The 23,288-nt window shown below is 47.8% G+C and carries 19 protein-coding genes; 10 read left to right on the top strand and 9 right to left on the bottom strand.

The window, feature by feature from the left end:
• Positions 1 to 6 precede the first annotated feature (6 nt).
• The 6 genes from ACYVH9_RS28490 to ACYVH9_RS28465 all read right to left on the bottom strand — a co-directional run bounded on the left by ACYVH9_RS28490 (position 7) and on the right by ACYVH9_RS28465 (position 7,369).
• Positions 7 to 756 (bottom strand): TolC family protein, encoded by a 750-nt coding sequence (locus ACYVH9_RS28490; RefSeq protein ID WP_460639844.1) that lies wholly within the window; start codon positions 754 to 756, stop codon positions 7 to 9.
• A gap of 159 nt (positions 757 to 915) precedes the next feature.
• A complete protein-coding gene (locus tag ACYVH9_RS28485; protein ID WP_460639843.1) occupies positions 916 to 2,076 on the bottom strand; it encodes a glycosyltransferase family 2 protein in 1,161 nt (386 codons plus the stop codon).
• 67 nt (positions 2,077 to 2,143) lie between these two features.
• Positions 2,144 to 3,043, bottom strand: a complete 900-nt coding sequence (locus ACYVH9_RS28480; RefSeq protein ID WP_460639842.1) for a glycosyltransferase family 2 protein — start codon at positions 3,041 to 3,043, stop codon at positions 2,144 to 2,146.
• Positions 3,043 to 4,206 (bottom strand): sugar transferase, encoded by a 1,164-nt coding sequence (locus ACYVH9_RS28475; protein ID WP_460639841.1) that lies wholly within the window; start codon positions 4,204 to 4,206, stop codon positions 3,043 to 3,045. The genes ACYVH9_RS28480 and ACYVH9_RS28475 overlap by 1 nt, the downstream gene beginning before the upstream one ends.
• Before the next feature lie 62 nt (positions 4,207 to 4,268).
• The gene (locus ACYVH9_RS28470; RefSeq protein ID WP_460639840.1) at positions 4,269 to 4,748 is read right to left on the bottom strand and encodes a response regulator transcription factor; all 480 of its coding nucleotides are present in this window, start codon (positions 4,746 to 4,748) and stop codon (positions 4,269 to 4,271) included.
• Between the two features lie 1,412 nt (positions 4,749 to 6,160).
• Entirely contained in the window at positions 6,161 to 7,369 is a 1,209-nt protein-coding gene (locus ACYVH9_RS28465) for a serine hydrolase domain-containing protein (protein ID WP_460639839.1), read from the bottom strand.
• Positions 7,370 to 7,773: 404 nt separating this feature from the next.
• Between ACYVH9_RS28465 and ACYVH9_RS28460 the strand changes: the two genes are divergently transcribed.
• A complete protein-coding gene (locus ACYVH9_RS28460) occupies positions 7,774 to 8,175 on the top strand; it encodes a hypothetical protein (protein ID WP_460639838.1) in 402 nt (133 codons plus the stop codon).
• A 12-nt stretch (positions 8,176 to 8,187) separates the two neighbouring features.
• Complete coding sequence (locus ACYVH9_RS28455; RefSeq protein ID WP_460639837.1) at positions 8,188 to 9,150, top strand: hypothetical protein; 963 nt, start codon at positions 8,188 to 8,190, stop codon at positions 9,148 to 9,150.
• 287 nt (positions 9,151 to 9,437) lie between these two features.
• On the opposite strand, the gene ACYVH9_RS28450 is transcribed toward ACYVH9_RS28455, so the two are convergent.
• Together ACYVH9_RS28450 and ACYVH9_RS28445 are read right to left on the bottom strand one after the other, a co-directional pair.
• Complete coding sequence (locus tag ACYVH9_RS28450) at positions 9,438 to 9,698, bottom strand: hypothetical protein (RefSeq protein WP_460639836.1); 261 nt, start codon at positions 9,696 to 9,698, stop codon at positions 9,438 to 9,440.
• Between the two features lie 320 nt (positions 9,699 to 10,018).
• Entirely contained in the window at positions 10,019 to 10,246 is a 228-nt protein-coding gene (locus ACYVH9_RS28445) for a YcgL domain-containing protein (RefSeq protein ID WP_460639835.1), read from the bottom strand.
• 1,010 nt (positions 10,247 to 11,256) lie between these two features.
• On the opposite strand from ACYVH9_RS28445, the gene ACYVH9_RS28440 reads away from it, so the two are divergent.
• The 3 genes from ACYVH9_RS28440 to ACYVH9_RS28430 all read left to right on the top strand — a co-directional run bounded on the left by ACYVH9_RS28440 (position 11,257) and on the right by ACYVH9_RS28430 (position 16,685).
• The gene (locus ACYVH9_RS28440; RefSeq protein WP_460639852.1) at positions 11,257 to 13,947 is read left to right on the top strand and encodes an ABC transporter permease; all 2,691 of its coding nucleotides are present in this window, start codon (positions 11,257 to 11,259) and stop codon (positions 13,945 to 13,947) included.
• Positions 13,948 to 14,249: 302 nt separating this feature from the next.
• Positions 14,250 to 15,371, top strand: coding sequence for a lactonase family protein (locus tag ACYVH9_RS28435; protein ID WP_460639834.1), 1,122 nt, complete (start codon positions 14,250 to 14,252; stop codon positions 15,369 to 15,371).
• 207 nt (positions 15,372 to 15,578) lie between these two features.
• Complete coding sequence (locus ACYVH9_RS28430; RefSeq protein ID WP_460639833.1) at positions 15,579 to 16,685, top strand: fatty acid desaturase family protein; 1,107 nt, start codon at positions 15,579 to 15,581, stop codon at positions 16,683 to 16,685.
• A gap of 132 nt (positions 16,686 to 16,817) precedes the next feature.
• On the opposite strand, the gene ACYVH9_RS28425 is transcribed toward ACYVH9_RS28430, so the two are convergent.
• Complete coding sequence (locus tag ACYVH9_RS28425; RefSeq protein ID WP_460639832.1) at positions 16,818 to 17,711, bottom strand: YihY/virulence factor BrkB family protein; 894 nt, start codon at positions 17,709 to 17,711, stop codon at positions 16,818 to 16,820.
• 610 nt (positions 17,712 to 18,321) lie between these two features.
• Between ACYVH9_RS28425 and ACYVH9_RS28420 the strand changes: the two genes are divergently transcribed.
• The 5 genes from ACYVH9_RS28420 to ACYVH9_RS28400 all read left to right on the top strand — a co-directional run bounded on the left by ACYVH9_RS28420 (position 18,322) and on the right by ACYVH9_RS28400 (position 23,277).
• Positions 18,322 to 18,669 (top strand): hypothetical protein, encoded by a 348-nt coding sequence (locus ACYVH9_RS28420; protein WP_460639831.1) that lies wholly within the window; start codon positions 18,322 to 18,324, stop codon positions 18,667 to 18,669.
• A gap of 232 nt (positions 18,670 to 18,901) precedes the next feature.
• Positions 18,902 to 19,471: a Crp/Fnr family transcriptional regulator gene (locus tag ACYVH9_RS28415; RefSeq protein WP_460639830.1), complete on the top strand. Its 570-nt coding sequence runs from the start codon at positions 18,902 to 18,904 to the stop codon at positions 19,469 to 19,471.
• Positions 19,472 to 19,546: 75 nt separating this feature from the next.
• Positions 19,547 to 20,137, top strand: a complete 591-nt coding sequence (locus ACYVH9_RS28410) for an HD domain-containing protein (RefSeq protein WP_460639829.1) — start codon at positions 19,547 to 19,549, stop codon at positions 20,135 to 20,137.
• 88 nt (positions 20,138 to 20,225) lie between these two features.
• Complete coding sequence (locus ACYVH9_RS28405) at positions 20,226 to 20,423, top strand: hypothetical protein (protein ID WP_460639828.1); 198 nt, start codon at positions 20,226 to 20,228, stop codon at positions 20,421 to 20,423.
• A gap of 556 nt (positions 20,424 to 20,979) precedes the next feature.
• Positions 20,980 to 23,277, top strand: a complete 2,298-nt coding sequence (locus ACYVH9_RS28400; protein WP_460639827.1) for a glycoside hydrolase family 20 zincin-like fold domain-containing protein — start codon at positions 20,980 to 20,982, stop codon at positions 23,275 to 23,277.
• Positions 23,278 to 23,288: the final 11 nt, after the last annotated feature.

Here is a 23,288-nt window from a genome sequence, read left to right as displayed (position 1 = left end):
GTGCGTTTATTTTTTGAGTTGGAGTAATGGAACACCGACAAGTGCCTCCAGGTCGTAGAAATTGCGCAGGAAATCTCCGCGCTCTTCTTCGACGTAGCTTTGGGCCGTCCCGTAAAAACTACTGATTCGGGCTAATTCAGCCGGTGCAATCTTGCCTTTCTGCAAATCAACCTCCGCAACCCGATAAGCAACTAAAGCGACTTGTTCTTCACGCATTCGCGCTTGTAACTTCCGCTGGGCGGTGAGTAATCCCTGGTAGACGACAATCAATTCCCGCTTAATTCGTTGTCGGGTAGCGTCGCGCTGGGCCAGGGCCACCCGGTAATTTGCCTGCGTTTCCCGGATGCGCTGACGGCGGCCAAAAAGCTCCGAAATTGGTATCTGGAAATTGAAACCCGCCCGGTAGCCGTTTGCCAGTTGAACCACGTCGGATTGCAGGCTACCGGATGAAATTAGGGCCTGGTTACCCGTGGCATAGTTGACAAAGGGGTAAACATACTGCAGGAACGTCGTCTTTGAATAGCGATACTGGGCCTCCTTGCTATCAATGGCCGCATCTTCCAGGCGCATTAACGGCGAATACTGGGTTGCAATCCGAACGAGACTGTCAAAAGGAAGCAACTGTTCGGCGATCGTGGCTCGCAGATCAAACGATACGGTGTCAACGACGCTCCCAATTGGTACGGGGTTTTCATATTCCGGAATTTGAGCCTGGCTCGGCACCGTGATGGAGAGCACCAGCCAGGCGCCCAGCATCCACCTCCAGGCACAGTATATCCTTCGTATACCTACTAGGCAGAGGCTGGTTGACACCCCATTATACCTTGTAAAAATTAACATCATATCGGTTACATTAAAAAAGCTGAAAATGAATTGAATCGCTTAGGTAGTGATCTGATACGCTTTTTCGAAGCCCTAAGCCGCGCGTTTCGCCTTCTCCCACAGACCGCTTTGAATCCCTTTTTGATACTGTACATATCCCAATAGGGCGCACCAGTTCATAAAGGCGAAATAATAGGGTATAAAAAGCCCCTTTATCCGCAGCTGCCGGGCTTCCAGTCCATAACCCAGTAGGGCACACAAATAGAAACCCGTCTGCGCCAGGAGTAACTGCTCATACAAAGCACCCGCCTGTTGGAGTACTAACACCCCATTGGTGACCAAAACGATGATTAGGCAAAAGGGGGCTACAGCCCAGCGCAGAACCCGGTGGGAAACATACTGAAATGTCAGCCAGCCAAAGTGGAAAATGTTGAACAGGCTTTTAAGACGGTGAATGGCCTGAAAACCGCCGGCTGCAATCCGTACTTTTCGCTTCCTTTCCTCGCCCGAGGATTCTGAAGGACGCTCCTGGGCGTACGCTTCCGGTTCATACACTACTTGATAGCCCTTGGCAGCGATTTGCAGCGATAATACAAAGTCATCCAGCAAAATATCGGGTTCAAGCGGAGTAAATAAGGCTGTTCGCAGTGCCAGCAACTCGCCAGCAGCGCCAACCACACTGTACAATCGGGAATCAAGGCGCTTGAGAAACGATTCGTATTTCCAGTAAAAACCTTCGCCAGCCCCGGCCGCTGCCTCGCTACCGTATACTAGTATACGTTTCTCTCCCGCTACGGCTCCGACCCCTGCTTTCTGAAAGTGTTTAGCCAATTTCAGTAAAGCCTCCGGATTGAGTAAGGCGTTCGCATCGGTGAAGACAACCAGCGGTGTCGCCACCTGTTTGATCGCCCGGTTCATCGCTTCCACTTTGCCCAATCGCTCCGTCCCGCCCATGACCCTCATGTTGGGTATAACGCTATCCTGTTTAATCAGGTAATCCATGGAACCGTCCGTTGAACCATCGGCCACAAATAAAAAATGCAACAAATGGGAGGGGTAAATCAATTCCAGGCAGTTTTGAACTTTTTCCTCCAGATACCCTCTCTCATTGTAGGCTGGGACAACCACCGTAAGCGCCGGCCAATCCGGTTGCGATTCGATGGGCCGTTTTCGGCCCGTAAGTAGATCCCGGGCCGAAACCAGGAGCCAGACCAACACACCATACCCTATATACGTATAAATAATTAGGGCCACGCAAAGCCAAAACAAGAAAACTAGAACAGACGATGAACTCATAATAGGCCGTTTTGAAAACCAGGGATTAAGAAACGTCTGACCGGCTGGAGATGACTAAATTGGCACCAATACCACGCAGAAAAGCGTACCAATGCTTGAATCTGCCCTGCCGTAAATAAGAAGCCGTGTGTTTAGGAACGACACAGTGGAGAAAATACAGGCTAAAAACCAGTTGTTGCATCCACGTCCCGTGCCGACGAATATACAGCAACCGATTCCGGGTCATGTAGTAAACTTTCAGTGGGTTATCTCTTCCGACCGAGGCCGATTCCTTGTGGTAGATGACTGCGGTGGATTGGTAATAAATTAGGAAATGGGCGTTTTTAATCCGCTGAGACCAGTCCAGCTCTTCGTAATACAGAAAAAATGTTCGGGCAAAGCCCCCTACTTTATGAACGGCTCTCCGACTAACCATCATGGCACAACCGTGCGCAAAGTTCGTATAGCCTGGTTGATCGAATTGCCCGTCGTCTTTATGCCCAGAACCGATCGGATGACCTTTCATCGTCCACATATTCATCGGTGTATAGCCGGCATACTGAATAAGGTCACGCTGATGAAAGTATTTGATTTTAGGGCTGGTTACCGCAATAGCCGAATTTAGGGTAAATGGCACAAGTAACTGGTTGAGTAAATCAGGCGACATTTCCGTATCGTTATTGACAATAAAAAAATAATCGCCCCGGGCATGTGCCATCCCCAAGTTGTTGCCTCCGGCAAAGCCCAGGTTCGTCGTCGACCGCACCACCCGAACATGACGAAGCCTCAACCGATCAATAGCCTCCGTTGGATCCTCGCGGGAGGCATTATCCACCACAATAATTTCATAATTGTCATACGCCAGGGTGCCGCTGGACCTCAAGAAATCCAGTGTCATTTGCGTCTGATTATAATTAATTGTAATGAGTGATATCAAGGGCTTCATCATACTGTTTCCCTCTGCCAGAAGGCGAAAAGTGTGTTATACAGAATTTTAAAATCCATCAAAAAGGAAAAGGATTCAGCATATTGGATATCGAGAGCAATACGTTCTGTCTCTGACATTTTTCCCACTCCTTTTGCTCGTTTTTTTACCTGCCAAAGTCCTGTCAAACCAGCCGGACCGGCAAAGCGTTTGATGAATTCATCCGTCGTTAATTTCTCTGCTTCATACAGCGGGAGCGGACGATTTCCTACCAGAGACATGTCTCCCTTTAATACATTAACCAGCTGAGGTAATTCATCAATGCTGCTGTTTCGGAGAAAACGGCCTATTCGTGTAATTCGTGGATCGTTAGCGAATTTAACGAAAGTAGCTTCAGACTCTTTTTCTTTTAAGTAGGCATACTCACATAAATGCTCATCACCAATAAATAATTTATGTTGGCATTCTCCTGTTTGAGGGTCACATCGGTTGCATATATCCTCATCTTCTGGTTTGTAACTTTGATACAGGTTTTGGTCTTTCATACCACTAATCATCGTATCTGCATTGGTTCGCATGGTTCGGAATTTATGCATATTGAACATTTTAAAATAAGGGCCTACTCGTTTCGAATCATACAATATAGGGCCAGGTGATTCTAACTTAATGGAGATACAGACCAGTAAAAGTAGCGGTAGAAGGGCCAGCAACACCGATGAGGCAATCAAAATATCAAGCGACCTTTTCCATAGTGGTATTGTCAACTTTAGGCATGGTATATGAAGCAGTTCCTGCGAAGCTTGATAATAATAACGTCTTAACTGGTAATGCGAAAGATGCATTCGCATCAAAGCCACGTTAGAACTTGCATCATGTAGATTCGCGACCCCCAAAGCTCTGGCTCGATTTAGTAGGCCAGGATTTACTTGGTTCGTTGTTATACTGATATGGATGGTATGGAGTGGCCGCTTTATCTTCAATGCCTGAATTAAAGCAAAACCACCTGAACCCTCATTTGCAATGATTAAGTCTACATCCGGATGGTGTAAACAATATTCTAGTGCATCATACACACGCTCAAAGGGGTGAACGACAGCTAAATACTCCGCTGCCTGTGAAAGCGTATATTGGTACGCACCGTTCGTTTCCAGGTGCACAATATGCAGTGGTGTATAATAATTCATTAGGAACAGGGTTCAATTTAAACGCAATAAAATAGGGCCTGTTTATCACGCACTAGTTGGCTTTATAAGAATCCATTTAGGTGATTTGATCCGTTTTTTAGGAGAAAAGTGGGCGAAGTATTAATAGAAGCGCTCGGGGTTTCCTGACTGCTGATCGATTCTTGAAGACGTAATATCGCTCTAACTTTAGCAACCAATTCCAGTGGATTAAATGGCTTACTTAAATACGAATCTGCCCCTAATTCGAAGCAAGATATGCGTGAATCACTGTCTAACAAAGCCGATAGGATAATAATAGGCACGTGTTGGTAAATAAGGTTTTTCCGGATGTAGGTAATGAGTTCGGCACCCGAAAAGTTGGGTAAGTCTAGTTCGGTTATGATGAGGTCAGGCTGGTTTCCACGTTCTAGCCACTCCATAAGCTCTAAGCCATTTGAGAAGAGTATTACCTCACTATAAGGTGACAGAAAGGTATGGACAATAGTCGCTAAATAGCGGTTTTTTTCTACCAGTGCTATTTTGGAAAGTAATTGTTTTTTCATAGCGAAAAAGTAAATAGTCGTCAAATAGGAAAGTTTGTAAAATGGACGGTAGCAGTATTACTTAAAATAGTAGAATATAGATAAGTCGCTCCAGTATGATTGCTTACTATTAGGCTTGATTACGGATTTGAATTTATACGGCAAGTATATTCTCGAAAGGCTGTTTTATTTATTGTTCAGTATTGGTATTTAAGAACACTGTAGTCTACGCATATGGTGTTTACAGTTGCTGGATGACCAATAAAGTGAAATAATTCACTATACTTAGTTTTCTTTTTACGCAAGTAGACTTTTAGTATTGCTTACCTAAACGAATAGGATTAATTATTAGAAAAAGTTGAACGGAATGTCATTTATGCTTATAAGTATATTTAGTAGCGATAAATTTTTTTTCAGACATTCATATCTCTGCTGTAAATCTATTTTAAGAAAATGATCTATTCAAGAACCATGTTACAAGGAAGGCATTTGATACCTTTAAACTATTATACTATTAAATGAATAGCTTGGTGTTGGTTTGTCTGATAAATAAGTGCTTGTTTTCTCAAGCGTACCTTGGCGAAATACCTTGTAGCGCACCTCGTAAATAAATAAATTTATGAGTATTATAGGCTATTATTTAATTGTAAAAAGCTGAATGTCAGATGGATACTGCTAAGTTATGTTCCTAGTTTTGATATAGTATGGTCTGCTTGATTTGGAAATTAAGTGTGAATTCGCCCCCTTATCTTTTAAGGTGAATCTGCTTTTGAATCTAAATTCGTTTAAAGCTGCTGCCAGCTATTCTTTTAACTAATCAAAAAAAATTGGAGTATTGGGGGGGAGCCACTCAATAATGACTAAAAATAGTTTAAATAATACGTTCTTAAATGCAATTTTTGAATTCGTATTTACTTAGTAGATGTTCTTATTTTGAAGAATGATTTCACTGTCAACCACTTAAGCATTTTTTCAGATTGCTAGACACACCCCAAAAGAACTATGGGAGCTTTCAGCAAAAGGGCGATTGGTTCAACAAAATGACAAACGCAGGGGACAGGCGACGGAGAATGTTTTTTACCCGGTTCAACTCATTTTGGAAAGGCGGCAGACCACGCTACATTACAGGCAGATGGCAGTTGTTACCTAAGGCCGAAGCATTAGAAAGTATTCTTGGCGGCTGTTTCTGGGCCTCTCTTAACAGTAGGGGGGCGTTGAAAGAAACGATTTTGCCAGAGCCAAACGGAGGTTTTTTGGCATCCAGCCAAGGCCAAGCGCTCAGTTGGAAATAGCGTTTTTGTGGGCCCACATTAATTTTTTGCAGAAATGCATTTAGCTTTATCTGGTAAGTTTTGTTCCTGAGCCTGACGTTTCGTTATTTCATGCTACGCTACTACAAGGCATATGAATGCATTAACCCTTCTTGTTGCTCCTTATTTAAGCGTATTTTCAAATTGGTCCATCGCGTTGATGATTTCTCTGAAATAACCGATGGTCTTCCGATTGTCTTTTCCGTCCAATGAAGCGTTGAGGGTCATGATTCGGCCTATTTGGGTGCTGGGATTAATCGATATAAAAGCAAAGACGCCGGGGTCGCTTCCGGTATGCCTGATTCCTCCGTTCTTTGAATACGCCCAAAAAACAGCCCTATTGGGTTCTTGGGGTTCTACGTTAGCGGGCCTGGCTTGTTCTGTAAACTGTTTTGCAAATAGAGTTTGGTAGGCGTCCTTACTCAATATAAGCGCTTCCCCAGTGAAATACCCGTTCATTAGTTCTAACACATAGCGGGTCAGGTCTTTTACCGATGTTCTTAAACTGCCATCCGGGTAAGTAACACACGAATATGCTTTTAGGCTTTTGTCCGGATTGACTAATTTTCTTTCCAGTGAATTTTCGGGCGTATTGACCTGGTACAGGGTAGCATATTGATCTTCATACCTCGCCTGGTAGAACCAATCCGTACGATCCATTGATAAGGGCTGGAAAATGTATTTTTGGGTAAATGCTGCAAACGGCATTTTTGATTGCACCTCAATAATATAGGCCATAAGCGCTGAAGCAATGTTGCTGTACGCGTAGTTCGTCCCTATTTTTTTATCGTCAAAGTTGGTGGGAGCGTAATACCTGCCATTTGGTGTGTAGTAATTCAGTAAAAAATCGCCTAATTCAATCGTTGGCGTATGGCCCAGTTGATAAGCCACTTTGTAATACGTTTGTTCGTCATCGAGGAGGCTAGACGTATGCGTGACCAGGTGCTTTACTTTAATGGGGTCATTGGGAAAAGTAGGGTTGCTGATTTGAAACGGCAACAAATCATTGATCCGGGTTTCTAAATCAAAATAGCCCAGTTCAATGGATTTCATAACGGCGAGGCCAATGAACGTTTTACTCACTGAACCCACGGGCTGAATGGTTTCCAGGGTATAGGGTTTCTTCTTTCGTTTGTCGGCGTAACCATAGCTATTGGAAAAACAGAGGCTATCTTTCTTCACTACGGCAATGGCAAATCCCGGGAAATTAGATTTTTTGTGAATGGTACGCAAAGCCTTATCCAAGTTGTTGCTGATGGACTGAGCGAAGCAGCTTGAAGAAACCAAGAAAATAAACCATGAAACTACGTTACGCAAGGGTTTTTTAGGCATCGACAGGTAGGATAGCGGTGGAATTAGTACTCAAATATCTGAAAAATATACTTCATGGATTCCTTTTTGGTTATGTCAGCTCTCTAGGCACAGGCTAAATGGTTGGTTTCCTGAAAAATAACCAATGGATACGGTAATGCCTTTGTCAAGAGCCAGCCTGTAAATGCAGCAACGAGGTCAGCTTCATGGCCAACCTCACGCCCACTTTAGCGCAACCGAAAAAGAGTGATTTTTCCGAGTTTGTTATCAATAAGGCTACTGGATTATTTCTTGATTAGTGTCTTTCAATCCGTGGTCAATTTACCCCAAAATTTGATTTAAATAGGGGAAATTACCCCTAACCAGGCCATTCAAAAAACTGTGAATTTAGCGAACGGATTCATTAACTAATCAACTTCACGATTATGGCTCAAACGATTAGACTTGAACTGAAACCGCTTCAAGTACACAGCCTGCTGGCGTTGCTGCACGAACCACTACCACGAAAGGATTTGCTTCATGGATTGGCGGCCACCCTGAAAGAAAATATACGCGATCAGTTAGATGAGAAAAGCCTAGAAGAGTGTGTTGAAGAAGCAACCCGGAATGAAATAGGACGTTTGGCAGGGTTGCCATCCGACCAGATTTTTGATGATGATGAACTTTCGATCTTGGGCCTGGGAACTCCCATTATGCAGCAGCGTTTAGCGGCTGCTTTAACCAATGTGATTCAAGTTTATCATTCAGAAGCTTCGGTAACCTTAGCTGATGTGGCTGATTGTGAAACGGTAAGTGACTGTATCAAAATGGTAAAAGGGAAAATCTAACGCGAGCTGGCCATGCAGAATATGTTTTACAAACTTCCTTACTGGATCAGCTTTATGGTTTTATTTCTAGGTAAGACGGCCCAGGGGCAAATCGATTCCGCTGCGATCGAAACATCCGTTAATCCGGGTAAGAAATGGAACCTTAAAATTAGGCAGTCTTTTCAGAGTGAAGACACTAAACCAGAGCCAGCTATTTTAACCGCAACGTTCCCTAAAAACGGACCTCATTCCTTTCTGATCGATGCAGCTGCGGGACTAACGAGGGAGTTAAGTCAACGCTTTTTTATACAGGCCGAAACGGAATACCATCGCAATACATTAATCGATAAACAGCAAAATAATTTTCAGATAGGGGTGGGCGGCCGTGCCTTTTTTGATGTAAAAAACGAAAGGGGGGCTGACCAGGCTTTGGTCTTGAATACAAATGTAAAGTACAATCGGATTTACGCAGAAAAGCCTTCCGAAGGTCTACTTGTAACGCTGGACTTTACCTGGTTTCAACGCAATCAATTTGATCCCACTACTCTTTGTAAGAACTCGTACGCTTTCAATGCACCAATTCGCTGCGTGCTAGGGTCACAGCAATTCAATGCCTTCATTAGCCCAAATGCCGGGTTTGAGTACGAAAATCACTGGAAAGCAGAAAGTGACTCCGCAAAAGGCCATATCCTGAGAGGTGTTCTGAAAGGCTATGTTTCCTTAACACCGATGGCAAAGGACAAAAGGGGCCGTTATCTAAAGAGAATTTTCGATATCTATATTGATTATACGAACCGTTACACATTTCTGGGAACATTGCATGAATCAGCAGGCTGGAGACCATTGCTCGATGCGGGGATCAACATTCCTATTTATCCACACGAAGGCGATTATAACAAGCTAAGTTTAGGGTTTAGTTACCGCTATGGCCAAAACCCGGCGCAAGGATTGGCTCGTCAGGAGTTTTGGCTGATTGCCTTTAAAGTGAAGCTGTAATCCGTCCAACGGGCCCTTACGATCCGCCTAGACAGGCGAGTAAAAACGGAATGGCCCCCAAATCCGTAATTAGCGTTCATACACTTCGGCCCTGATCTTTTTAGGTTATGCCGTAGCATACGGCACCCTGACTAGCAGATTCAGAACACCCAAGAGTGGAATGGAGAAGCGAATCCAGCAGGCATCTGGATGAATAAGGGGCGTTGCACTTGCTAGGATAGTAATCGTCTTACGCAGAAGAGCGCGGTAATCCAGAAGCCAGCTGGCTGGCCGGCTCCTTCTCCATGTCAAGAGCTATGAACGGCAACCAACTGGCGGTATTCCCGTTGCAGGCGATCAAGTTCATCCGTTGCATCGACGCCATCAAAAGCCTCCACCGGAAGGGTTGTTCGCCCTCCACTTTCGTCAATCAGGTAGGCCGAAATCAATTGAAAATTGGTCGCCACGAATTCATTTAATATGGTAAAAATGAATTCTATCTGAAAACAGGCAAACGTATGATCGTGCAGGTTGCCCGCTGGTGAAATAACTTGAAAGTAAACAAACATGTTGCCGCGGGAGTAAAAGCGCAATCAGAACAACTAAATAGAATAACTTGTGTTCTATCTATTTACGCAGCGGCTATGCCCCGATTTTGCTAAGGCTAGGAGAAACAAACGCATGTTGTGATGGTTCGCCCGCCAGGAGATCGAAACGATTCGTATTGATTTCGGCAGACTGCTAGTATTCCGTGATCAGCAGGTCTCTTTCTCCCTTATTTTTCGTCGTTTCAGCGGTTGCAATCGTAGGCTTGTTACCTCCACAAACCATTCGGATGCAACTTAGCGACACGCCAGTCTATGGAACCAGCAACGGCCTTAAAACGGTGCTACATGGATTTTACCACATGATAACCCACCCGATCAAAATCATTTTTGGCTTGTAACAGGTCAATTCCTAGCGAACCCGGCCCTATCTCCGCATCGACTATTTTCTGCAGTTCACCCAGCTGGGTGCGTACATCAGTGGGCACTTGGGCGAAATCATCTTCCCGGTCGGCAGGAAGCAGGAGATACGAATTGGGGTGGTTTTTTGATTGGTAGATATGCGTGATCATAGCTTGAAAAGTTAAGTCCTTTAAAAAACAATGTACCCCCGGAGTGGTGTTAAATCTGTTCGCAGTTACACGACCCGCAAGTTAATAACTAGCTGTTTCAACTCATCACTAATCTTCTCCTATGGTTTATTGTAGTTTAGGCCCGCTTTAGGCGATGTCCCAACCTGATTGGGCTGTCATGGCAAACCCTCACGATTCGAAAGTAGGTAGAAATGTAGAATGTGGAGCGCTGAAAAAAACATTTATTTTTTCACTTCTACCTTAGTAGGTAGGTCGTCTCATTGCCGCTTAGTACAGGATGGCCACGGCTTTACAAGACTTGATTGCTTTTCCTAGTTCGGGGCGTTTGTACACCGGTTTTGTGCCGTAAACAACCATAAACTGGGTAGCAAGCATTGCTGTAAGCGTGCTTCAAGTACCCTGTGTTGCTTTAAATCCAGATTCGCTTTGCCGATTGGTAGAAAATCGGAAGTAAGCCAGCTGAATAAGAAAGTAGGTATTTCCCGTCGTTATGGTTCGTTCGAAGTGGTGAGGGCCTCGGATCATTGTCAGGAAATCGTCCATGCGATAAAGGCAATTTAGGGTTTGACCTCTTTCTAGGAGTGAACCAGTAGTTCTGCTTCCCACTGGTGCTCAATACCTTTATTCATCAATGAGAACTATCTGGCCATGAGGGCACTGTTGGTCAGAGGGACCACCTGTCCAGAATAGTACATTCCCTGTCCACAATCGGACAGTTTTAAATCTCTAGGTTTTGCATTTTGCCCATTTTAGCGTACAAAAGTCACTTTTTCTGCATTGGTGTGTTATTTGCTATGCAAAAGAGAAAGATACTTCCCAAGCCATGAAAAGGACTCAAGTAGGCGAATTTGAAGAACAGGCCTTTCAGGAACGGCCCCGAATTCAACATGAATGGTGGTTTGGAATCCCCCAATCCCCTTTTGGAATTTCCACGGTATGAAGCACCCGGCGAACCCCCGGCCATTCCGCTGGGCTGAGCGCCTGGTGTCCTGGATCACCTAGTATCTCCTCATCTACGGGAGGAGATACTAGGTGATCTTGATGAATTATTTCACCATCGGCGGCTACGGTTCGGCTACCGAAGTGCGCAAGTAGGGTACCTGGTGGATGTATTGCTGCTAATGCACCCCCGGCTTTGGCGCCGAAGATCTAGTCAGGTGGTGTTCTTAAGCCCCCATTACGCGGACGATTCCCAACCCTTTTTCCTCAACTTCACTATGCTGCGCAATTACCTCACCATCGCTGGTAGAACCCTGAGCCGGCACAAGCTCTATACCACCCTCAACCTGGCCGGACTCACGTTTGGCTTAACTTGTTTCTTATTGATTGGGCTGTATGTTTTCGATGAACTAACCTTCGACCAGCAACATACCCGAGCCGACCGCATCTACCGGGTAATTGAGCAGAAAGCCGCGGAGGGTGAAACGACCACCATTGCCGCAGCAAGTTATAAACTGTCCGCAGAAGCTGGCAAAACCATTGCCGAAATCGAAAAGACCACGCGGGTATCAAGACCCGGCCGGGCCAACCTGATCAACCCCGAAAATCCGGTGAACTTCCAGGAAACGATTACCCAGGCCGATGAAAATTTTTTGCAGATCTTTGATTTTCCCCTGGTGGTAGGCGATAAGCATACGGCCTTAAAAGAGCCTAATTCCATCGTGATCAATGAAACGCTGGCTCGGCGGCTGTTTGGTCATACGCAGGTATTGGGTAAAACACTCCAGTTTAGCTACTTGGCCGCCCCGCTGAAAGTGACCGGAATTTTAAAGGCGCACCCGCGCAATTCGAGTTTCGATTTCAATTCACTGGTGTCGGAGGCTTCGTTGCATACAAGTGAGTTTTTTCAACAAACCAAGGACAGCGATTGGGCTTCCACTGATTTTTCCGTTTACTTGCTTTTAAAACCCCATTCAAACCCAGCCGCCGTGAGCCGGAAAATAACGGAGTTAATCTTGGCTAATGTCAAAACCGAAAAAGGCACCAGGCTATCTTTTTGCCTTCAAAACCTGCCGGACATTCACCTGCATTCGGAGGGAATTCTTGATGGAGCCCGCAATGCGAATGTGGAAGCGATGGCTCAGGGCAGTCCGTTTTATATTCGCATCTTTTCATTCATTGCCTTGTTTGTCCTAAGTATTGCTGGCATTAACTACATGAACTTGTCGACGGCCCGGGCCTCCAGTCGCTTACGGGAGATTGGGGTCCGTAAGTCCATCGGTGCCGAGCGGACGCATCTGACGTATCAATTTTTGGTGGAAGCGCTGCTGGTTACGGTCCTATCGTTCTTACTGGCGCTGGTACTGGTCAACCTGATGCTGCCCTTTTTCAATTCATTTGTCCATAAACAACTTTCGCTGGGGCCTGGAACCGACTATCGAATCTGGCTCATGGCCCTGGTGGGTGCCTTGGTGACGGGGTTGTTATCAGGTGGTTACCCCGCCTGGCTGCTGTCCGGTTTTAAACCAGTGCTGCTATTGAAAGGCCTGAAAGTCAACCAGCGGGGTAGTCTCGGTATGCGCAAAACCCTGGTCGTTTTTCAATTTAGTATCTCTACCGTGCTGATCATCGGTACGATTGTCCTGTATTGTCAAGTGCGGTTTATGCATACGAAGCCTTTGGGGTTTAACCAAGACCAACTGGTCGTTATTGATGTCAATACGGGGGCTGCCCGGGACCGTTTTGAGGCCATTAAAGCTGACATGGCCCAACTTCCGGCGGTCAAAAATGTATCAGGGACTTCCCGCGTGCCCGGCGAGTGGAAAACGTACCGAACCGTTAAAATCCACACGCCCGGTAAAACCAACCATCCTACGGTAGCTTACTTGATTGGAGCCGATAAAGATTTTCTTAACACGTTTGAAGTTACTTTACAGGCGGGTAGAAATTTTGTCAACCCCGCGGATTCCAGCTCAGTACTACTCAATGAAACAGCCGCTAGACTGCTAAACATTACCGAGCCATCGGGCCAGTTGGTTGAGATCCCCGTCATGTCCCGAGGTGATAAGTTTCAGCCTGTGAACGCTGATCAGCAGCCATTTAAAGCCCGAGTCATCGGAATTGTCAAAGATTTTCACTTTCAATCCTTGAAGACCCGAATTGAGCCGCTGGTACTGGCTTACATTCATAATCCGGTACATGGTATTGATTATTACACGGTGCGTATCGACGCTCAGTCCATCGACCAAACCCTGAAAAAGCTCAAAGGGGTGCTACTGAAAGCTGATCCGGATGAACCGTTTGAATACCATTTTCTGGATCAACAACTGGCCTTGTTCTACCAGGAGGACGCCCGTCGGCAGACGCTGCTGATCGGTATTGCGCTGGCCACCATCTTCATCGCCTGCTTGGGCTTGTTTGGACTGGCTACCTATTCGGCGGAGCAGCGCACCAAAGAGGTGGGAGTTCGTAAAGTGTTGGGGGCCAGTGCGCTCCACCTGGCCGCACTGCTGTCGGGGGATTTTCTTAAACTCGTGTTAATGGCGAATGGTGTTGCCTTTCCGGTCGCCTGGTGGGCTACCCATCAGTGGCTCCAGGCGTATGCGTATCGCATTGAGCTGGCCTGGTGGATGTTTGCCTTGGCAGGAGGACTTGCCCTGTTTATTGCGTTGCTGACGGTCAGCTATCAGGCGATCAAAGTAGCCCTGGTCAATCCGGTAAAAAGTTTGCGATCGGAATAGCGTTTTATAACCTATCTATCCCTAAGACAGCTCCTGGATAGGAATATGCAGATGTGGATCGTTGGATTTTGAGGGATGGGGCGATAAGTTCTCTCCGGTAGGGTTCAAAAATAGAAGGGCACAGGTCGTCAATCCTGATGGATTACCCTGCGTCGGAAAGGGGCCATTCCCTCATCAACAAGTAGCGCATCCGGCGCGTAAAGCCGATGGGGGGTTATGGGATAAAAAGGCCACCGATCCGGACGCCTACCGCTACCGTTGGCCCTAGCCGGTCAGATTATCCATGACTACCGTTTGTTCATATGGCACAAAATCAGTCCGCTAACGCAATATTGTATGTCGGTACGTACTCCGTTCGGGGTAGTAAAGGCATTTATGTATTTGACTTTGATTCGAAACAGGGCATGGCTTACCTCCGGCAAACAGTAACGAATGGCAAAAGTCCATCTTTTTTGGCGGTTCATCCATCGGGTCACTATCTGTATGCGGTTCATGAAGAGGACGAGTTAGGCGAAGAGCGTGCCGGTAGTGTCAATGCCTACGCCATTCATCCAGAATCAGGTCAGCTGACGGCTATCAACCAACAGCGTTCGCGGGGGCAGGCCCCCTGTCACATCAGCATTGACCGAAGCGGGAAATGGGCGTTCGTTTCGAACTACGGGAGCGGTAGCCTGGCCGTACTGCCGATCTTGGAGAACGGTGCCTTGGGAGACGTTCAGCAGGTAATCGAGTACACGGGCAAAGGCAGGGATCCCGAGCGGCAAGAGGCACCACACATCCATTCCGCCCTGGTTTCGATGGATAATCGGTTGCTGTATGTGTCGGACCTGGGGACTGATAAAATTTACGCGTACCAGATCGATGAACGGGACGGCAGTCTTTCACCTTGTTCTACCCCCTACGTGTCCGTATCTGCCGGTTCAGGGCCTCGCTTGATTGCTGTTCATCCCAATGATGAATGGATTTACTGCATCAAAGAAATGAGTTCAACGGTGGCTATCCTTCGGCGAAACCGGCAAACCGATACCGTGGAGTTACTCGAAGATAATGTTTCCTTTCTATCGGAAACGTACGCTGGTGAGCGCTCTGGAGGTGATATTCATCTCGACGCAACGGGCCAATACCTGTACGCAACGAACCGGGGAAACAACACCCTGGCTCTTTTTTCAGTCGGTAAGGATGGGAAGCTAACCCTCCGTGGGTTGCAGTATACGGGCGGGGATGAACCCCGTAATTTCCTACTGGACGCATCCAGTCCGTATGTACTGGTAGGTCATCAGCAAACCGACTACATTACGCTTTTCAAACGGGATACCCGTAATGGTGAACTGAAAGCCACCGGTGATCAGATTCCCGTCCCGGCGTCCGTGTGCCTGGTCATGTTGCCGCAACCGTACTGGTCGTTTATACCGAAAAGGGGGTGAGCCCCGGCGCGCCCGTTAACAAGGTCCCACCTGTGGCTAAATCGTACATAAATTAGCATCTTAGCATCGAATAAGGGACAACACAGGGCCCAGCGCTGTGTCCTGAATACGCCCCAATGGATAGTTTTACGGCAGCACGGATACGCAAGGGATGCCATGGGGAGTTATCCTTTTAAGAGCCCGGCTCAGGGCTAGTTACTTTTTCCAATGAAAGACCTTCCTACCATCACCGACCCGACCGGCGTGGGCAAACCCACCAATCGACTCGAACGCTACCTGCTTCGGTATCTGAAGGACGAGCGGGATCTGCCCTTCCTTCGCCTGACGGCGAAGATCACCTTTATTCTTATTCCGCTCAGTATCCTGCTATACTTGCCCTTCATCACCGGCTGGGTATGGTGGTGCCTGGCAATCACTCAGTTTCTTGTCAGCCACGTCTTGTTTAAGGGGCCTTTTGGTCTGATGGTGCACTGCACCAGCCACCGTCCCCTGTTCCGGGCGCCTTACCAGGTCATGAACCACTATATTCCGTGGGTAATCACGCCTTTTTTTGGTCAAACGCCCGAAACGTATTTTAGTCACCATATCGGGATGCATCATCCGGAAAACAACCAGGCGGAAGATGATAGCAGCACCATGGCCTACCAGCGCGACAGCCTGCGGGATTTTCTGCGGTATTTTGCCGCTTTTCTGTTTACTGGGTTGGTGGGGCTAACGACGTATCTGAACCGCAAAAAACGGCGAAAACTAGCCAAAAGGGCACTAGTGGGTGAATTGTCTTATTTCGCTCTTTGTGTTTTGCTCCTGATTGTCAACTGGCCGGCAACGGTTGTGGTGTTTATTCTGCCGTTCTTTGGCTCACGTTTCATTATGATGCTGGGCAATTGGACGCAGCATGCCTTTGTCGATGGGCAACAACCGGGGAATCCGTATACCAACGCCATTACCTGCATTAACATAAAGTACAATCACAAATGCTGGAACGACGGCTACCATATTGCCCACCACGAACGTCCTACACTGCACTGGACGGAGTACCCCGGCTATTTTCAACAGACCCTACCCGAGTACACCCGGCATCAATCCCTGGTGTTTGATGGCATTGGGTATCCCACCATTTTTTACTGCCTGATGACCCGTCAGTATGAAAAGCTGGCCCGTCATGTTGTCAATGTTGGTGGCATGTTTAAGGACGATCAAGAGGTAATGGCTCTGCTTCGCCAACGGACCCGGCCTATTCTGGCACCGGTTAGCCCAAGCTACAAACCCCTCATCAGCCCCCTTGCACCCGGCATTTCGGTTAGCAGTCCATAAGCTTCTTCCTGTAATATTGTCCCAAAAGATGGAGGAGTAAAACGGCTTTTAAACCCGCTAGCTGCCTAACGGTTGACGCATTCGTTAGGACCTGGGCCACCCCCCACTTTCGATCCATACCCTTCAAAAAGGTTACCTGCGCTTCCCCGGTTTGGGGACAGTTGAAGGAGTTTTCTTGACTTCCTTAATTTGATAAGCAACGGCCTGAGCACCAGGCCCACCTTCCAACTGGCGCCAAAGCGTATAACAGCGGGTAAAACTCGCCCCGTAGTAAAAAATTAAGGAGGCATAAAAGGCAAACAGTAAAATAAGCATCAGTGCGCCGGATGAACCAAAAATTGAACTCATCGCACTTTGCACCAACAGACGATTGAGCAATTGCTCCCCAAATTTGAGCAGCACCGCGGTGACCAAGGCGCCCACCCAAACGGCCGACCATCTGATCCGGATATCCGGTAAATACTTAAAAATAAGAGCAACGCCAATCGTTAGCAGGACAATCGATTCCCCATATCGAGCGAGTGGTCGGGTCCAGGATGTCGTTATAAGTTGCATCAACCAGTGGCTTTCCCAGAGCTTGAGAGCCCGGTTCAGGGTTAGGGAAACTGAAAAGAGCAACCCGCCTGCCAGGATTATGGCCAATGCCAGCACTCTATCGACTAAAACGTACCGAATAGGCCGGTCGGCTACGGGTCTGACCTGCCAAAGTTGGTTAAGTGAACTTTTGATAACCCCCAACAACGTCGTCGAGCTGAGCACCAGCAAACCGATACTCAAAGTTGTCAGCAACCGGGTGGATCGCGGCTGCTGGAGATGGTGGGAGATATCCTGCAACCTTTGAGCGCTGCGCGTGCCCACCAGTTCACTTAGTTTTGCAAATAGTTGCAGATTCATGCGTTGATCGGACGCCTGCATGAGCCCACTGTAGAGCTGGCTGAGGATAATGATAATGGGCGGTAAGGCGAACAGGGAAAAGAACGCAGTGGCCGCGGCCATGCGAACCGGATCATTCGTTTTTAGATCCACGAATGCCTGATAAGCTAATCGAAAAAGGGGAATACGGTGTCTCACAGGAAAGTGGCGTTGAAGCTTCTTGGCGAGGGCGGAACCGGGCACAGAGGCCCCAGTATCTTCAGAAATGCAATAACCTCGCCTGTCAGATTAAGAAGCCGTTGCTTCCTCGTCATTGTCAATACTACAGCCTAGTTTCTTAACGAGATTGAGCGCAAAACGTTTGAGGCTTGATACCCAAAGCGACATTTATTTGCCGGACGGGTAGGTTGGCTCTCCCGTCGTTTCGTCCGAAATGGATGCTGCCAATGGGGGAATTTTGTCGGCAAACCGTGCTTTCTCTCAGGATTTAAGTCATAGCGAGCGCTTTTGGAGGATTGACCAGAATACCACCTGACCTATTCGGGCCCGCACTTGATGGAAGTGGCAGGAGTGTTTGGCTTTTGATCGAAACCGGAACGAGGCCCTAATCGAAGATTGGTTCCTTTTCTTTTGCTCATCTTTTAGTCAATTTTCTGGCAAATTCAGGGCTTAAAAGCAGAGTCAGATGTAAAACGAACTATCTTTATACCCCTAATTTTTGTGTTTTTTAAGTGTATTAACCAACAATCAACCGTCTTTATTGATGCGCCAACCCCTGGATGTCCGATGGGCCGAAGAGGCCCAACTTACTTTTGAAGGTCTGCCGATTGAAGCTCAGGATGCCCTGACCGAACAGTTTCCTTCTTTGGCTTCCCAATATGCGGATTTATGGGCCAGAAGACCCACCGGAATTCCGGCCGTTGGCTCGGTCTCCCACATGAAAATTCCGGAATGGAATATTTGGTTACGCATGGATGTAGATTATGCGGAAGATGAGATTGGTGCCATATTTTTTGTCAATGAATTAACGGAGTTGACCGCCCAAGAACTTGAGATGTCGGTTGCCGCAGCCCGGCAAAGACCCGGGCAAATTACGCCACCCGCTTTCTAGAACCAGGATAAACCATGAGGCTGCCCGCGCGTCCAACGGTTATAGGGCCTTGTCGGGCAGCTTATTACCGCCACAACCTTGCACCTATTTATAGATTGGGCACAACGGCAACCAGGCTCCATATAGTCTGTCCTAACCGCCTGTGATGAGCCCAGCCAGTTCCGGGTCAATTATACGGTTGTACCAGCACGATCCCTGTTTTTACAGTACTGTCCTTTTCTAACGTTGACGGATGGAAGAACTCATCACTTATTTGCTCCAATTTGGTAACCTGAACGCGCAACAGCGTGAGTTGATTCGGGCTAAGGCCAAATACTGCAAGGTGGCTAAAGGAGCTTATTTTGCGGAAGCTGGAAAAGTTTCTACTCAGCTGGGGTACGTGGTAGAGGGGATTTTCAGGGTCTGTTACTACGATGAACGAGGAGACAGCTTCACCCGGTATTTTGTCTATGAAAACCGATTTGTTGTTGATATCAACAGCTTTCGGGATGAAATTCCATCCGCTGAGTACATTGAAGCCATTTCGGATTGTCAACTTTTAGTGTTTTCCAAAGACGACTTTACCCAGCTTTCCGCTCTCATCCCCGGATGGCAGGATTTATTCGTTAAAATAACATCTCACGTACTGGAAAATAAGTTAAAGTTTACCAGTAATATGTTGGTGCAGGACGCCCAAAAAAGATACCTGAATTTTCTTGACCATTACCCGGGGCTGGCTAATCGGGTTCCACTGACTATGTTGGCTTCTTACCTGGGCATCACCCCATCTTCGCTAAGTCGGATACGAAAAAACATTCCCTAAAGACATTTCTTGTCAATTGGCAATTGTGTTTCCATCCAACCCCCGCAAATTTGTCCCATCATCAAAAAAAGACCGATGGAATCGACGAATCTCTTCAGGCAAATTGAGTTCATAAAGGAAGTGGATAAGCTTAAATACATTCTCCGGAAGACCAAGCTATTCAACAGTGATCGGAATGAGAACGATGCCGAGCATAGTTGGCATCTTGCGCTGATGGCCCTTGTTTTAGTCGAACATGCTAATTTCCCGGTTGATGTGCTTAAGGTTATGAAGATGCTTCTGATTCATGATATTGTTGAAATAGACGCCGGGGATACCTTTATTTATGATACCCAAAAAAGCCACGACAATACCGAGGAAGAAAGAAAGGCGGCCCAACGGATTTTTGGGTTGTTGCCTGCTCATCAGGCCTATGAATTGATCGCCGTATGGGAAGAGTTTGAAGCGGGGCAAACCAATGAAGCCAAATTTGCCCGGGCAATGGACCGACTGGAACCCCTGCTCCAGAATACGTCAAATAACGGCGGAACCTGGAAGGAATTCGGTGTAACCTACCAAAATGTGTATACCAAAAAACAAATGATTCGGCAGGGGTCCGAGTCAATCTGGCAATACGCCGAGCGGCTCATCCAGGAGAGCGTTGAAAAAGGGATATTAAAAAAGTAAATCATCTCGCCGTGGCGTCCGCCCCCCCCCGCATTTTGGCTAAAGGCCCAAAAAAGATTGGCCAGCAATCTGATCCTGGGCCACCCGCATGGCGCTGCTTGACAATGCCCAGGATATGGAGGAGGCCACTACCTCAATGACCGTACTGCCATTGCCCGGCCCCATTCAACGGGATGCCTCTTTTTTACCGGTCTTTTATTCGTACGCCAGTACACATGAGTTCGTCAGACTGGTAAATCCGGCCCACACGGTTGATGGCCTCTTGCACGTAGCCTCGAAAGCTTGAGGAAAAATAGACGAAGTGTTGATTTTCATAACTAAGTTTCATTACCTTTCGAAACATAACGGAATGTTTCAAAACAATTCGTTTGTGCTATATTAGTGCCAATAGCTTTTGGGTGGGTTCCGTTCAAGGCCTTCCTATTGTTTGCCGTTGCCCTACAGACCGATGCGACTGAGCATAAAGGTGGCAGGAACGCTAGCCGGGCATTAAAATCAAACCCCAATTGCCTCTTTCCTTTAAGCTCCTGTTGTTTAACGGCAGGATGCTGCTAAGCAGGTAATGGTGGCCGGGGTGCGACCCTCATGGGCAAGCCCTGAAACAAAGTTGACGACATCGAATCGTACACGCCATTTCCGCAGCCTTCCTGCGTTTCGGAAATAGAGAGAAATAAAATATTAACCCTAACCGTTCTGCTTTGAATCCATCAATCTTTTTTCAGAAAAAACGTAGTGCCAGTCCTTCCTGCCGAGTTGTTGGAGAAATAGGATCTTATCCTCTGGTCATACAACGAGGCCTTTTAACCGGCCGCATCTTTTTTTGGGTGTATTGCTTTTTTCTCATGCTCCCCCGGACCAGTGCCCAAGTCCCGGCCTCTCCGCAAAAAACCGTTAAAAAACCGGCAGTTGGTTCGGGTTTGTTGCCGTTGCCGCAGCAACAGAAACTAACCGGGAAAATGATTACGATTGGTAAAAACTGGAAGATTGTTTACGAGCCTTCGGCGGTTGTGGGACAGGAAGTGACGAGCCTGCAGGAGGGATTAAAAGAAGCCGGTCTTTCCCTTCATACCATTCAAAAGCAACGGCAGGCCGAACGATCGGGGAAAAATAACGCAGCAAACCGCGGGTCTGAGCGTTTTCCTGCCATCCAACTCGTGGTTCAGGAGGGCTCAGTTGCCATTGGAACCAGCGTCGATACGAACCGGGCCGCGCTGGCCCGGCAGGCCTATCGATTGCGTTTACAGCCTGAGCAGATCACGATTACGGCCAATGCTGCCCAGGGGTTGTACTACGGCATCCAGACTTTTTTACAATTGCTTCGAACGCAGGCTCCTGCACTACAACTTCCGGAAGGCGAGCTAACTGACTGGCCCACCGTGGACGTCAGGATGATTTACTGGGACGATGCCCATCACCTGGAAAAAATGAGCGCGCTGAAGCGAATCATCCGGCAGGCATCCACCTATAAAATTAATGCCTTTGCCATAAAGCTGGAAGGCCACTTCAACTACAAGTCGGCCCCCGCCATTGTTGAACCGTACGCCTTGTCGGCTGAAGAATACCAGGAGTTGACTGATTTTGCAAAGGCGCATTACATCGACCTGGTGCCTTTCCTGGATGCCCCGGCCCACGTGTCCTTTATCCTCAAACACCCGGAATACCGGAAGCTGCGGCTGATTGACGACATTAATTACCAGTTCTCGGTGACCAACCCCGGCACCTTTAAGCTGCTTGATGCCATGTTCAGCGAACTCATCAATGCCAGCAAGGGCAGTAAGTATATTCTTCTCTCCACGGATGAGGCCTACTACACCGGTAAAGCGCCGTCGGAAAAACAGATGGCAGATAGCCTGGGCGGGAATGGACGGTTGCTGGCGTGGTTCATCAAAAAAATGGCCGACCGACTGCATGAGCAGGGCCGTACGGTTTTGTTCTGGGGCGAATTTCCGTTGACGAAGGGGGATATCCCGTCACTGCCATCGCATGTGGTCAATGGCGTTTACAACAACATGGCCCCGGATTTTAAAAAGCACGGAATCCGGCAATTTGTGTATACCGCTACGCAGGGCGCAGAGCCTATTTTCCCGAACTATTACCCGCTGCATACAAAAACCGCCGTGATGGCCGATGGTAGTGATCGCTCGTCGGGCCGGGTCGCGGATATGATGAAAGAAATCGGGAAAGCCTTTGGTGAAAACCGGGCTTCTTTCATGGGCGTGGTGATTGCCGGTTGGGCCGATGCAGGGCTGCATCCTGAAACATTCTGGTTGGGCTATGCCACGGGAACGGCGGCTGGATGGAACCACAAAAACCTGACCCCGGCGGATGCCTCGGCCCGGTTTATGACTTCTTTTTACGGGCCTTCCCAAAAAGATATGGACACGGTGTACCGGATCCTCAGTGTGCAGGCAGAGTTTCATACTGAAAGTTGGGATTGGATCGCATCACCCTGGCGAACGCCGATAAAAGGTAACTCGGAAGGAATTTTCCTCCAGCCTCAGCCGGAAAAAGACCAGACATTGCCGCTCCTGCCGGTGCCTGCTGCGGGGACCCTGGCCATCGCCAGCAAGACACTTCCGGTAAACGCCAAACGCCTGACTACCGCACAGTCGATGCTTCCCCGCAATGCACACGCGCTCCAACTGCTACGGGACAATAAATCGCGTGCCCGATCGCAGCTTTACAACCTGGAAGTGCTGGAATCGGTCGCGGCTATCTGCGGGCAGAACCTACGCATGCTGGTCGCATTGAACCAGGTCACAGACCGGCTGCACGCAGCGTCCACGGCGGCAGCGGCCAATCCGGCGCAGGCCATCCGGCAGCTGGATGCGGCCCTGGAAATGGTTCGGACGTTGAAACAGCAGCGCGATAGTACGCTTGCCCTGGTCACGCAGGTCTGGTCAAAGGAATGGCATCCACTGGTTGAAAAAGCCAATGGCCGGACATTTCTGCACCAGGTGGACGATATCAAAGACCACCAGCCGGTCCGTACCATCGATCTTAGTTACCTTATCTACCGGGAGTTACATTATCCGCTTGACCAGTGGTGGAATGAGGTGAAGAACGTACGAAATGAGTATGCGAAGCGGCACCAGCTGCCCTTGATGACTAAACAACTGGACTGGCAGCAGTACAAATAGAGCGCTTTCGG

The organism is Larkinella harenae (assembly GCF_054780515.1).
This window is presented reverse-complemented; position numbering and strand designations above follow the sequence as displayed.

Coding starts and splice junctions, on each gene's coding strand:
- ACYVH9_RS28490 (WP_460639844.1), bottom strand. CDS start 756: ATGCTGGGCGCCTGGCTGGTGCTCTCCATCACGGTGCCGAGCCAGGCT.
- ACYVH9_RS28480 (WP_460639842.1), bottom strand. CDS start 3,043: ATGAAGCCCTTGATATCACTCATTACAATTAATTATAATCAGACGCAA.
- ACYVH9_RS28475 (WP_460639841.1), bottom strand. CDS start 4,206: ATGAATTATTATACACCACTGCATATTGTGCACCTGGAAACGAACGGT.
- ACYVH9_RS28470 (WP_460639840.1), bottom strand. CDS start 4,748: ATGAAAAAACAATTACTTTCCAAAATAGCACTGGTAGAAAAAAACCGC.
- ACYVH9_RS28465 (WP_460639839.1), bottom strand. CDS start 7,369: ATGCCTAAAAAACCCTTGCGTAACGTAGTTTCATGGTTTATTTTCTTG.
- ACYVH9_RS28460 (WP_460639838.1), top strand. CDS start 7,774: ATGGCTCAAACGATTAGACTTGAACTGAAACCGCTTCAAGTACACAGC.
- ACYVH9_RS28455 (WP_460639837.1), top strand. CDS start 8,188: ATGCAGAATATGTTTTACAAACTTCCTTACTGGATCAGCTTTATGGTT.
- ACYVH9_RS28450 (WP_460639836.1), bottom strand. CDS start 9,698: ATGTTTGTTTACTTTCAAGTTATTTCACCAGCGGGCAACCTGCACGAT.
- ACYVH9_RS28445 (WP_460639835.1), bottom strand. CDS start 10,246: ATGATCACGCATATCTACCAATCAAAAAACCACCCCAATTCGTATCTC.
- ACYVH9_RS28435 (WP_460639834.1), top strand. CDS start 14,250: ATGGCACAAAATCAGTCCGCTAACGCAATATTGTATGTCGGTACGTAC.
- ACYVH9_RS28430 (WP_460639833.1), top strand. CDS start 15,579: ATGAAAGACCTTCCTACCATCACCGACCCGACCGGCGTGGGCAAACCC.
- ACYVH9_RS28420 (WP_460639831.1), top strand. CDS start 18,322: ATGCGCCAACCCCTGGATGTCCGATGGGCCGAAGAGGCCCAACTTACT.
- ACYVH9_RS28415 (WP_460639830.1), top strand. CDS start 18,902: ATGGAAGAACTCATCACTTATTTGCTCCAATTTGGTAACCTGAACGCG.
- ACYVH9_RS28410 (WP_460639829.1), top strand. CDS start 19,547: ATGGAATCGACGAATCTCTTCAGGCAAATTGAGTTCATAAAGGAAGTG.
- ACYVH9_RS28405 (WP_460639828.1), top strand. CDS start 20,226: ATGGCGCTGCTTGACAATGCCCAGGATATGGAGGAGGCCACTACCTCA.
- ACYVH9_RS28400 (WP_460639827.1), top strand. CDS start 20,980: ATGCTCCCCCGGACCAGTGCCCAAGTCCCGGCCTCTCCGCAAAAAACC.